The 12109-nt window shown below is 61.8% G+C and carries 12 protein-coding genes; 5 read left to right on the top strand and 7 right to left on the bottom strand.

All coding sequences use genetic code 11. The features are described from left to right. Window positions 1-36: 36 nt before the first annotated feature. From E3T22_RS06550 to E3T22_RS06535, 4 genes are all read right to left on the bottom strand, one after another. Entirely contained in the window at window positions 37-693 is a 657-nt protein-coding gene (locus E3T22_RS06550) for a histidine phosphatase family protein (RefSeq protein ID WP_103479024.1), read from the bottom strand. Window positions 694-788: 95 nt separating this feature from the next. After that, window positions 789-1310 carry a ClbS/DfsB family four-helix bundle protein gene (locus tag E3T22_RS06545; RefSeq protein WP_134480569.1) on the bottom strand — a complete coding sequence of 174 codons (522 nt, stop codon included), beginning with the start codon at window positions 1308-1310 and terminating at the stop codon, window positions 789-791. Window positions 1311-1439: 129 nt separating this feature from the next. Further along, entirely contained in the window at window positions 1440-1820 is a 381-nt protein-coding gene (locus tag E3T22_RS06540) for a hypothetical protein (protein ID WP_134408562.1), read from the bottom strand. A gap of 4 nt (window positions 1821-1824) precedes the next feature. Further along, complete coding sequence (locus tag E3T22_RS06535) at window positions 1825-2022, bottom strand: helix-turn-helix transcriptional regulator (RefSeq protein WP_088457937.1); 198 nt, start codon at window positions 2020-2022, stop codon at window positions 1825-1827. A gap of 302 nt (window positions 2023-2324) precedes the next feature. Here E3T22_RS06535 and E3T22_RS06530 point away from each other — a divergent pair, with 302 nt between their 5' ends. From E3T22_RS06530 to E3T22_RS06520, 3 genes are all read left to right on the top strand, one after another. Then, window positions 2325-3182 (top strand): pentapeptide repeat-containing protein, encoded by an 858-nt coding sequence (locus tag E3T22_RS06530; RefSeq protein WP_134408561.1) that lies wholly within the window; start codon window positions 2325-2327, stop codon window positions 3180-3182. 56 nt (window positions 3183-3238) lie between these two features. After that, window positions 3239-3700: an ATP-binding protein gene (locus E3T22_RS06525; protein ID WP_198415012.1), complete on the top strand. Its 462-nt coding sequence runs from the start codon at window positions 3239-3241 to the stop codon at window positions 3698-3700. A 292-nt stretch (window positions 3701-3992) separates the two neighbouring features. Continuing rightward, window positions 3993-4622, top strand: a complete 630-nt coding sequence (locus tag E3T22_RS06520; RefSeq protein WP_134480568.1) for a hypothetical protein — start codon at window positions 3993-3995, stop codon at window positions 4620-4622. Window positions 4623-4697: 75 nt separating this feature from the next. Here E3T22_RS06520 and E3T22_RS06515 read toward each other — a convergent pair whose 3' ends face one another. Then, window positions 4698-6098, bottom strand: a complete 1401-nt coding sequence (locus E3T22_RS06515) for a sugar porter family MFS transporter (RefSeq protein ID WP_134480567.1) — start codon at window positions 6096-6098, stop codon at window positions 4698-4700. 432 nt (window positions 6099-6530) lie between these two features. Here E3T22_RS06515 and E3T22_RS06510 point away from each other — a divergent pair, with 432 nt between their 5' ends. Further along, entirely contained in the window at window positions 6531-8432 is a 1902-nt protein-coding gene (locus E3T22_RS06510; RefSeq protein WP_134480566.1) for an ABC transporter ATP-binding protein, read from the top strand. Window positions 8433-8847: 415 nt separating this feature from the next. On the opposite strand, the gene E3T22_RS06505 is transcribed toward E3T22_RS06510, so the two are convergent. Together E3T22_RS06505 and E3T22_RS06500 are read right to left on the bottom strand one after the other, a co-directional pair. Continuing rightward, a complete protein-coding gene (locus E3T22_RS06505; protein ID WP_134480565.1) occupies window positions 8848-9234 on the bottom strand; it encodes a hypothetical protein in 387 nt (128 codons plus the stop codon). Window positions 9235-9497: 263 nt separating this feature from the next. Continuing rightward, window positions 9498-9935, bottom strand: coding sequence for a hypothetical protein (locus E3T22_RS06500; protein ID WP_134480564.1), 438 nt, complete (start codon window positions 9933-9935; stop codon window positions 9498-9500). A gap of 1363 nt (window positions 9936-11298) precedes the next feature. Here E3T22_RS06500 and E3T22_RS06495 point away from each other — a divergent pair. Next, window positions 11299-11688, top strand: a complete 390-nt coding sequence (locus E3T22_RS06495) for a GNAT family N-acetyltransferase (RefSeq protein ID WP_241983613.1) — start codon at window positions 11299-11301, stop codon at window positions 11686-11688. Window positions 11689-12109 lie beyond the last annotated feature (421 nt).

Below are 12109 nucleotides of genomic sequence, written 5' to 3'. Positions count from 1 at the left end.
AAACCGGTTCCCAACCAGTGGATTCGGTGGAACGTGCTAGGACTCCGATGGCTCCATGGGCAGTTCGGCTCCGTAGTTCCACGACAAGATGGCCGGCTGCTCGCGGTAGTAGCTGAGCACGGAGACCGATCCAGCATCCAGCGTGATTTGAGCACCGAATCGAGGGGCCAATCTCAGGTACACGGCGGTCAGGATGCGCAGGAAATGGCCGTGCGCGATCAGGGCGACATCTCCCTCCACCATCGCAGGCAGTACCCGCGTGAGCACCCGCGATGCGCGGGCGGCGACCTCCTCGACCGTCTCACCGGGCGTGTCACCACGAATCACGCCGTGGGTGAATGCGCTCCAGTTGTAGCCGAGCTCGCTGCGGATGTCGCGCGTCGTGCGCCCCTCGTACCCGCCGTAGTCCCATTCGACGAGTAGCGGATCGACATCGGCATGCAGGCCCGCGAGCTCGGCAGTGCGTCGCGCACGCTGCAGCGGCGACGTCAGCACGAGCGAGAAATCGTAGTCGGCCACCAACCTGCCCGCGCCGCGGGCAAGTTCCTCTCCCCGGGCCGTGAGCGGAACATCCGTGAGCCCAGTGTGTTTGCCACTCTTCGACCACTCCGTCTCCCCGTGGCGCAAGAGAATCAGCTTCCCGGACGGGTTATCCGGAGCGGGGTGGTCGGGCAGCGGATCGATTGTAGACATACGGCCACAGTAGTATCGCTCCCCGGATTTGATGCCGAGCTGGTGCATTGTGACTTGGGACAAGCGTTTCAACGGCCCAAGCAGGAGCCCGGCGCCTAGCTCGGGGGCGTGAGGGGTGCAGCCCGGAGCCAAGCACGAAGGCGTCCGCGGGCGTTCACGTAGGGCGAGGATGAGTTCAGCGAAATCATGCGTCCCATGGTCCATTTGCCGTACCACGGGCGCCCGTACAGCTCGGCGTCGGTGTAGTCCTCGATGAGTGCCAGGAGATTGTCCTTGGCACCGACTAGGTGGGCCCTGAGCTCGTCCCACGTTTCGTCGCGGTAGGCGTCGTAGTAGCGCTGGGCGAGCAAGCCAAGCTGGTTCCATTTAAGGCCGGCGGCGGGCAGCTCATCGGGTAGCCCGGCTGCGCGGCGTGCGTGCCAGGTGGCGACCTGCTCGTTCCAGCCGATCAGGTAGGAAACCAGTTCAGCAGGACTCATCATGGTGTTTTTCGCATGCCCCGGAAGGACCTGGTCGTAGACGAGCGACGGTGGGATCCGATCGAGATCGGCTTCGAGCTGGGCCAACGTGGTGCCGATCGCGGCCACAAGGTCTGTCTTGGAGCTCGGGACGGCCATGGATTCCCTCTCGCAGATACGCCTGCGGTCAGACGGTAAAGAGTTGCAACTGCACTCTTTCACGAGAATTCGCCGTGGCGAGAGGGTCTAAGGACCCGCTGCGTGCCGACTTGACCGCCTCGGCAGCGTCTAACTGCGCCGCACGGCGATCGAGTTGGCCATGCCCCACACGATGCACAAGGCGACCACCTGTGCGGCGGCCAGTGCAACCAGCTGGTTGAAAACCAGGGCCAGCACAAACTCAAGGAAGGAGAGGATCAAGGCAGCGGCACCGACAGCGGCAAACCCCTGCTTGGCCAGGAGGCGGTCTCGTTCGTCTCGGTACTCGATGGCGTTCAGCCGGGTGATGTCGCGAGACTCCGGGCGGCGCGCGTAAAGCGCAGCACCGAGGCCCGCGGCGCCGCCGGCGACGAAGACAAACGCGGCGAACCAGTTGTGTGTGAGAGCGGTCGCGATCGCCCCCGCGAAGAGCGTGCCGGCCAAGGCGATATTGACGGTCGAGATGGGCAAGCGCTTAGTGGGATTCAATGTGGAACACTTCCTCAACGGTGGACTCGAAGAAACGGGCTACGCGAACGGCAAGACTTAGCGACGGATCGTAACGCCCTGTTTCGATGGCGTTGATGGTCTGACGAGAAACCCCCAAGGCTTCGCCAAGGGCGGCCTGGGAGAGGCCAGCGGCTTGACGCCTTGCTCTTACCTGGGATTCCATATGACAAGCGTGCTTTACTATCTGGTTTGTGTCAAGCGGGCTTGTCATATGTCCCCATTCGATGCAGCAGCCCGTCATGGACGATCGGCATACCGGCGTCCGCGTCTCCGCCAAGGGCGCAACGCGTTAGCCTGTCCTCAGTGATACTTTCTTTCTCTCTGTGACCCAGAGACCTTTCAGCGACACCAGTTCGCTCCTCGAACGAGGGACGGTGATTTCGTGCGCCCGGAAGGGGAGCTCCTTGCGGAGTTCCCCTGCACCCTGGCCCCCTCTCGAAACCACCTTAGAAAGACCGTTCACTCATGACGTCCACCGACTCTTCCGACGCGAGCACTGACGACCGCTCAACCCTCCGCGCGAACTGCGCTGACTGCTTCGCACTTTGCTGCACAGCTTTCGGCTTTCAAAGGTCCGCCGACTTTCCGATCAACAAGCCGGCGGGAACCCCGTGCCTGAATTTGGCAGACGATTTTTCCTGCTCCATCCACCACTCCTTGCGAGCACGGGGCTTTCGCGGGTGCACCGTATTCGATTGCTTCGGTGCGGGCCAATACGTGTCGCAGAAACTGTTTGGCGGAACAAGCTGGAGGGAACGCCCCGACACGAGCGCCGAGATGTTCAGTACTTTTGCCGTCGTCCGGCAGCTGCACGAGATGCTCTGGTACCTCGCCGAAGCCGCCGAACGGGCAACCGCCTCGGAGCTCTCAGGGCCGGTGGCCCAACTTCGACGCGAAATCCTGCGAGCCCTGGACGGCGATGCGTCAGAGATACTCGCGACTGATGTCGATCGGATTCGCTTAGAGGTCCGGCAAGCGTTGATCGATGTGAGCGAGGAGGCGCGCGGCGGCTATGCCGCCGGTGCCGAAGCCGACGTGAGCGACGACCTGCATCCGTCAGCGGACCTGGTCGGCCGCGACTTGCGATCGATTCGTCTGTGCGGAGCTGATCTCCGCGGCGCCTACCTCATCGCCGCGGATCTTCGACGAGGCGATCTGGCGGGGGTCGACTTGCTCGGTGCGGATTTGCGCGACGCGCGGCTCGAGGGTGCGGACCTATCGAGTGCTCTGTTTCTCACACAATTACAAGTCGATGCAGCTCAGGGCGACGACACTACCGTCCTGCCGGCTGTCCTCAATCGGCCGCGGCACTGGCTCGCCTAGGCGCTCGGACGTATTGCGCCTCTGAGGAGTGGGGTGGACGACATAGGATCGACGGCATGACCCGTGTCATCTTCATGTGTGGCCCGGCTGGGTCGGGCAAGTCCACGGTTGCTCGCCAACTAGAGTCCGGCGGCATGTCACGGCTGTCCTTCGACGAGGAGGCTTGGCGCCTGGGAATTCGTTCCCAACCCTTGGCCGAGGATGTTAGGCGCGAGATCGAAAGCCACCTGGTGCAGAAGCTTCTCGACCTCGTGATGACCCGCTCAGATGTGGTGCTGGATTATTCCTTTTGGTCGCGGCGCATGCGCGAGGAATACCGTGCCATCATCCGTCCGTTGGGTGTCGAGCCGGAGACGTTCTATCTCGCGACGCCACGAAGTGTGGTCCTGGCTCGTGTCTGTGCTCGCGCGGGACAAGAAGCGAATGACGTTCAGCTGCCCGATCATTTGGCGGCCGCCTACTTCGATAACTTCGAGATCCCCACCCCTGATGAGGGGCCCTTGACCGTCAGCACATAGTCGAGGGGGAATTAAGCGCACTTGTGACTTCCTTCTCACAGACCACGGTAGCTAGGCCGCGTCGTCATGACGATCAGTGTTCGAGTGTGAGCAGCGCCTTCTCCCAACGCGGGCCGAGGGGTTCCATCGGCCTCTGCCAGTCTTGGTGCATGGAGATTCGCGCTGGCTGGTACGTACGAAGCGAGGAACCCGGCCGGAAGGTTGAGTGTGGGACGGCGAATGGTGGACGGGTGCGAGCGCCACGTGAGCACGGAGGCGTCCTGTGAACGTGTACGGTCACCCTCCTGAGATCGTGGGGGTTTTCGATCCGGAGTTCGAGGAGTACATGCACTACATGTATCTCCCGATCCGGATGCCGGAAGGGAACGGGGTCTGGGACCTGCGCGTTCCCCGCCGGCTAGGGTTCGCATCGGAGATGATCGCACGCGCGATCGCGATCGAGGAGGAGCGGAACAACCGGTGGGACTACATCTATCTCACCGCGCGCCGCGGGTGGGCCACCCCGGGCAACCCGCTGAACCGACCCGGCTGGCACTCCGACGCGTTCGGCAAATCCGACATCAACTACGTCTGGACTGACCGTTTCCCAACCGTGTTCGCCGAGGGGCCATTCGAGCAGATCAGCGACGACCACGTCCGCTCGACCGAACAATTCGAGGAGCAGGTCCGCAGCAACGACGACATCCGCCTGGTGACCTACGGCGACCGGGTGCTCATGCGCCTGGACTCGTCCGTGATCCACACGGCGCCTGAGATCCCAGCTCCGGGAGACAACCGATCCTTCATCAAGGTGTCGTTCTCGAACGAGCGATGGAACCTGGGCGGCAACAGTCACAACTACCTCTTCGAATACGAGTGGCAGATGTTCGATCGCGCCCCGATCCGCAACGATCCGGCGCGAGCGAACGCGGATGCAGTATGAAGGCCCGCGCCGTGCGTGACCGCACTCTCGCGGGCTCCGCCGACCGCGAATCGCGGCTGACCTGAGTCACCTGATTCACCGGCTCCTCTCCTGAGAAGCGAAAACATTCTGGGTCGGAACACTTTTGGTTTCGATGTCCTCCAGCGTGCGGCCACGAGTTTCGGGAACACGAGTCCGGATGAAGATGACACCAAGAATGCAGATGGCACCGAAGATCGCGAACACCGCGTCCTGGCTCATCAATGCGGTCATGATCGGGAACAAGAGACCGACAGCGAACGATCCGATCCAATTGAAGGACGATGCGATACCAGAGGCCCTGCCGCGAATCGCCATTGGGAAGATCTCTCCAACGATCACCCAGGTGAGTGGGGCCCACGTGAACGAATAGGCGGCCACGTAGATGCTCAAGAACACCACGATCATCATCGGGTTCGCGTCCTCCATCACGGTATTGAGTATCGCGGGCAGAAGGAAGGACACACCCATGATCGTGCCGCCCACGGTCAGCAACAGGCGTCGGTTGAACTTGTCCGCGATCACCAGGAACAGCAAGGAGCCGAGCACGAGGATCACGCCCTGGATGATGGGCCACAGCAGCGCCGAACTTGCCGAATTGCCGGTGGCTTTTTCCACGATCAAAGGGATGTAATAGAAGATTGCGTTGGCACCTTGGAGCTGCTGGAACGCGGCGACACCGACCCCCGCAATGACGAGATACCGGTACTTGCTGTCGAACAACGTTGCCAGTGAGGTGTTGCCTGCCGTCCGCTTCTCGACTTGAGCCGTTTCCTTGATCGATCTGAGCTCGGCATCGACCTCGTCGGGGCGGCGAATGTAGCGAAGCACCGTGGCTGCCTCGTCTTCCTTGCCGACTTTCACCAGAAACCGCGGCGATTCGGGCAACCGCAACACGCCCAAGTACAGAATCACAGCCGGCACCGCGGCCGTCGCCAGCATCACTCGCCACGCCCACGCTTCGGGCAGATCCTTCAGGGAGAAATCCAAGATGTATGAGATCAGCATGCCGGAGACGATCATTGTCTGATTCAGGCCGGACAAGCGTCCACGCAGCCGCGCGGGTGCAAGCTCGGACATGTACGCGGGAACCGATGCGGAGGCCGCGCCGACCGCCAGGCCCAAGAAAATTCGGGCGATGACCAGATAGGTGACACCATCCGGCGGCGCTAGGCCGCAGAGAATGGATCCGAGCATGAAGACAACCGCTGCGGCGAGAATCATCTTGCGCCGTCCGAATCGATCGGAAAGCTGTCCGGCCAGAGCGCCACCAAAGATGGCGCCGAACATTACGCCAGAGGTTACCCAACCGATGATGGCGGCATCGTCAAGGCCCCAGTCACTTTGCAGGAACGGCAGAGCTCCAGTCATGACTCCGATGTCGTAGCCGAAAAGGATGCCTCCGAACGATCCGAAGAAGTATATGAATTTGCTGTCGATCTTTTTTTCATTGTCCATGATTCACTCCGAGTGAGGAACTGGTTTCAGCCCCTGGTGATCACTAGGAAGGATGGCTGGCCGGGACGGTCGTCTCGGGCCAATGCCGTCGTGCGAATGAGCGCGTCCTCGGCGATGACATGGAGCGCGGCACATTGCAATGTGCTGAGTTATTCTCGATCGCAGCTGTCCACTCTGACGCATGCCTTCCCGGCTATGGGACTTGGATGCAACACAGGTGGGCTCTCAGACCCAAAGTGAGCGCTAACATCAAGCTGTTTTGTAGCCTAGCTCACAAAATTTCGGCATCGTGACGTTGACCGGCTTGGGTCGAGGCGCTGGTTCGTCACCCGCCGGCTGGTCATCACCCGCAGCGATGGCATCGCCCACCAACACGCAGAGCTCGGGCAAGCCGCCATCTAAGCTGGACTGTTGCCCACGGAAGGAACCTCAATGAGCATGGAAGGCGCGGCCTGGAGCTCGCTGTACAAGATTTCTACCGCCAGGGACGGCAAGCACGGCTTCTCCCGTGAGTCCGTTCGGCGGATCTTGACGTTCGCGGTGCCCTACCGGTCCAAGCTGCTGATCTTCATCACCCTCTCCACCGTGGGAGCTTTCCTCGCGGTCGCGACGCCGGTACTCGCCGGCCAGGTGGTCGACGTCATCGTCGCCCAGGGTGCGGTCAGCACGATCGTTTGGCTCGCCGTCGTCATCGCCCTCGTGGCCGTGGCCGACGCCGCCGTGTCCCTCGTGACGCGCTGGTACTCGGCGCGGATCGGCGAAGGCGTGATCCTGGACCTCCGCACTGCCGTCTTCAACCACGTGCAGACGATGCCGATCGCGTTCTTCACCCGCACGCGGACGGGCGCCCTCGTGAGCCGCCTCAACAACGATGTGATCGGCGCTCAGCAGGCCTTCAGCGGCACACTGTCCGGCGTGGTCACGAACCTCGTGGCGCTGATCCTCACCCTGATCGTCATGCTCAGCACGTCCTGGCTCGTGACGGTTCTCGCCGTGATCATGCTCCCCATCTTCCTGGTACCCGCGCGCCGCATGGGCAGCCGCCTCGCCGCGCTGCGCCGCGAGGCCGCCGATCACAATTCCGCCATGAGCACGCAGATGACCGAGCGCTTCTCGGCGCCCGGTGCCACCCTCGTCAAGCTGTTCGGCCGGCCCGACGAGGAGGCCGAGGAGTTTCGCGTCCGCGCCGCCCGTGTCCGCGACATCGGGGTCCGGACCGCGATGCTGCAGTTCGTCTTCTTCACCGCACTGATGCTCGTCTCCGCTCTCGCCCTCGCGCTCGTGTATGGGCTCGGCGGCTCCCTCGCACTCGCCGGCCAGCTGAATACCGGTGACGTGGTCACCCTGGCGCTCCTCCTCACCCGCCTCTACGCGCCGCTCACCAGCCTCGCAAACGCACGGGTGGAGATCATGAGCGCGGTGGTCAGCTTCGAGCGCGTCTTCGAGGTGCTGGACCTCGACCCACTCATCAAGGAGAAGCCCGACGCCGTCGCCGTCCCCGAAGGCCAGGTGTCCGTCGAGTTCGACAACGTCCGCTTCGCCTACCCGTCCGCGGACAAGGTGTCCCTCGCCTCTCTCGAGGAGGTTGCAACGCTGGACACCCGCGGCGGCGAGGAGGTGCTGCACGGCGTGTCCTTCAGGATCGAGCCGGGGCAGACCGTTGCCCTCGTTGGTACGTCTGGTGCCGGCAAGTCCACAATTGCGCAGCTCCTCTCGCGCCTGTATGACGTCGACAGCGGCGCCGTGCGCCTCGCGGGGACAGATGTCCGCGATGTCACTTTCGCCTCCATGCGGCACAGCCTGGGCATGGTGACGCAGGACGGCCACCTGTTCCACGAGACCATCCTCTCCAACCTGCGCCTCGCGAGGCCGGAGGCGTCCGACGACGAGGTGTGGGACGCCGTCCGCCGTGCGCGGCTCGAGCCGCTCATCCGGTCCCTGCCGGACCAGCTGGACACCATGGTCGGAGAGCGGGGCTACCGGCTGTCCGGAGGTGAGCGCCAGCGGATGACCATCGCGAGGCTCCTGCTCGCCCAGCCGCGCGTCGTCATCCTCGACGAGGCGACAGCGGCGCTGGACTCGACGTCTGAGGCCGCCGTGCAGGCGGCGCTCAGCGAGGCGCTCGAGGGACGGACGGCGATGGTGATCGCACACCGCCTCTCCACCATCCGCAGCGCGGACCTGATCCTCGTGGTTGAGGACGGCTCGATCGTGGAGCGCGGTACCCACGAGGAACTGCTGGCTATCGGTGGGCGGTACGAGGAATTGCACCGGACCCAGTTCGCCGTGCAGAAGAATGTTGCCGCCGATGAGGAAGCGCTGAGCCGGACCTAGTCGCTGAGCTCGGTGCCCCTGCCCGGGATCGAACCCGCATCTGCCCTTAAGGAGGTGGTCTTACGGGCATTTGCTGAAGGGTTCAAGACCGGGTGCCGCTGAGGGATCGGCTAACGGGCATGCGGTGGCCCGGCGTCGCCGCCGCGACAAATTCACCGGCCGGAGAGCCTTGAACTCTATCCACATCGTTCAAAAACGCTGCCAAAACCCCTGCTCATTCCCAAACCATTTCCCGGATCTTGATTCCGAGCACTTTTGTGAACAGCAGTTCTGACACCCTTTGTGAGCTGCCCTCGAGCAGGCGGATGGGGCGCAGCTCAGAAACGATCGTTTGCGGGCAAAAAGATTGCAAGTGCAATCGGCTGGTTGTTTCGAACCGTTTTCCACTAGCTATGTCAACCCGATTCGGTAAATCTCAACGCGTTCTAAACCCTCCGATGAGCAGACTGGCGATGAGGTGCCCCTGAAGTCTTCTGATAGTGATGAACGTGTCGGAATCCGAGATGCCGGTGACGACTTCCCACTCCAAGCCCGCACCCACGGTATCGCTCATGAAGACGATCTCTGTCGCCAGCAACGTCCGCGCCCAGTCGCGATGCGACATCGGCCGCGATTCGTCAAGGGCGCCCATTATCCGGCGCCCTTCTGTGAACAGGTCCGAGACGGACAAGAAGCCCATCCCGATCGCTAATTCCTCGGTACACAGTGCGGGGCCGCCCCACTGGAGCAAGCCATTGCGAAGAACCAGCCGCTCGATCTCCGTCAGCTCGTATTCCGCAAACTCTTTCGCATTTTCGATCATTCATCATCAAACCACGGATCGTCTGGCCGGCCTTCGGATCCAACCCGACACGATCGTTTTCGCGGGTCTAGAACCAACGAGTGACAGGGCGCCAGCTGACGCTTGGCGGCCTGCGCTCGATCGCGCGCTCGGTCTGCGGTCTGGTTCGCATCACGACGGCGCCATAAACAGCCATCAGTCGCTGGAACTCAACAGATAGAAGACACGAGTGGTTCTAGTGAAGCTAGAGCCATGAAGACTCCGGATATGCAATCAAATGTCGATCAGTTCGACGTCGCTCCGGATCTGGACCCGAAGCTGGCGAGCGTGTAAACGACCGCGTGAAGCTCAACCCGGGCCCAGCCCTCCGGCTTGGAATCGCCGTCGTAGAAACTTCCGAAAACCAGAAGAGCCTCGACGGCCAGAAGCATGTACTCCCGCAGCTCGTCAGGAGAAATCATCATGTTCGGCGCGACACCCCTCACGCTTGCAGCCGGAGAGAGCCCGAAAAGGTCGAACCGAGTCAAAAGGTGCCCGTCACCGTCCGCGTCTTCGATGAAGTCGCAAGCGGTTTCAAACGGAATAACCGTCTCCCCCACAACCAGCTTGAACACTCCGCCAGGAGATCGCCCCCGAGAGGCCAGAAACTGTATCCACACACCCCGCTCGTCATCAACGACCTTGTAGTCACTCGCGCTACCGGCTTTTCCGATACGGAACATGCTCTCAATTCCAATGGATAATGCAGGTCAGAACTCTCCGAAGCACGGCTCAACGAGCCAACTTTATCCACCCCGCACGCCCACCCCTATCCCAAATTAGGGGGACCCGAGCCTCGTCTGACAACACCTCTTAGGTCAGCTCTAGCGAGCCCCTCGACCCTTACTCCCCGGGGGTTTCGCCCTAGAGGATGCTGGCGCTGCACCCCGGCACCCGCCCCTTCACGGAGATGTGACGGCAGTGGGGCGCCCGAACGTGCAGCGTAACCATGTCTTCGCGAGCACAGCCGCTAAATGGTGGAGTCTCCGACTGTGCCCGTAGCAACCGTGAGACTCCCGGGCCTGGCCCGGCTCGAACGGGACAGCCACCCTCACCAACTACGGGCTGGACGCACCCTTACCGGGTAGATGCATCTTGGGCAGGTTGATTCAAGACTAGCTCAGCGCGACGTGCGCGAGTCGTTCACCAAATCACCCGCGTCGCAGGCATTGTCGGCCCGCTGCACGACAACCTACCGAACATAGGTCAGAGCGCAGTTAGGCCTCGCCCGAAGCGCCCAAGGGAGAAGGTGACAACGGTGCGTAAAACGCAACGACTAGCCGAGCTGGTCAACGCCCAGCCGACTCAAGATGGTTTCGAGTTCGTAACCGCTATGGTGCAGCCCGCCGGTCCGTTTAGTCAGTGATGTTTGGGTCTAATTGGCCAGAGCGACGTTGATTAGCCAATTCCGTGAAGAGTATCGCGAACGGCCCTTTGGTCGGGCTGACAGGATTTGAACCTGCGACCCCCTGAAGGTTCTGGCCTTAATTTAGTCGCCACCGAATGTCTCCGAAAACCCTCGGATTCCCTTATGTTTACAGGGAACCAGGCGATTCGCTGCCTCCGATTGTAGCCCATCGTTTTGGGTCAAATAGAGAAGAATTAGATGGGTAAATGGTGGACTTGTGAACCCGCTATGAGCCTCATGACGAGCCCTCTCAACCTCTCCCCCAAGTGCCGCCGCAAGGGATGGAGCCCGGCCGGTGATGGCGATCGGTCGCGCGCACGGTCCGCGATCTGGTGCGCATCAGGTATGAAGACCGTTAGCCTCCTTCCATGAGTCAACAATGCGCGGCATATGACAGCGCAAGGGTCTGATGTCGATGTTCCAAGAAGGACAACGCGTCCAGAAGCAGGAGCGCCCCAAAAGAAACGAGAAGTAGTTTCGCTCCTTTCTAGGCAGCGGTCAGCGACGTTGGCTTGCCCTTCACCGCTGATCGCTGTCTGCAACACTCATGGCGTGGACGCCAGAACCAGGTCGCTCACCTCGCCCATGAGTGACCGGCAGAGGAGCCTCTACCAAGACAGGTATGGCAGGTTGGCTGGGTGAACAGTTCCGACGCGTCCCTCGTCACACTTCGTGCATACGATCCATCAGACGCGGCCGACACCCTCGCCGTTTTCACGGATGCGATCACTCAGACGGCCGGAGCTCACTACACGGCAGAGCAGATCGACGCTTGGGCACAACCGGGCCGGCGGGACCTCACCAGGTGGGACAAAGCAATGAGCGAACGTGGGACTGTCGTGGCCATCCAAGGTACCGAGGTCGTCGGCTTCTCAGACGTTGACCAAAGCGGCTATATCGACATGCTATTTGTCTCACCCAGGCACCTGCGCCGCGGTATCGCACGAACGCTTCTCAGCTTTGTTGAGCAGCAAGCGCGATCAGCCGAGACGGCCGAGCTAACCTCTGACGTCAGTGTTACCGCTTGACCCTTCTTCGAGCGCTTTGGCTTTGACGTTGTAAGAGAGCAGCGACCCATCAAGGGCGGGGTTGAACTGATCAACTATCGGATGAGGAAGAACCTCAGCTCCCCGACCAGCGTCTGATAGAGGATCACCTACCGGTCACTCCCCAGGCCATTTGCAGCGGCTCCTTACTAAAGAGCGCGCCAGGAACAACGTCGCTACCCGAACTGGGGGCGCCTGCCTGCCAAGGGGGACCTTCGAAGAGCGCCGCGGGCGCTAGTCTGACGCTGTGCAGACCGAGTTGAGCCACTCCCCTGATGTGACCAACTGCAGGGGGCGGCCTGGTCTAGTGCTCGCGGTGTGGGCACTCCTGCTGGCTTTGGGAGCGAGTCTCGCCCCATTTGCACAGTCACTGCTCGGGGTACCGTTTCAGCTGTTGTCTCTC

It is taken from the genome of Cryobacterium sp. TMB3-10, from assembly GCF_004402305.1.
In the GTDB taxonomy this organism is placed as follows: domain Bacteria; phylum Actinomycetota; class Actinomycetes; order Actinomycetales; family Microbacteriaceae; genus Cryobacterium; species Cryobacterium zongtaii.
Note: the sequence above shows the minus strand (reverse complement) of the source record. Positions and strands in the feature narration are given on the sequence as shown.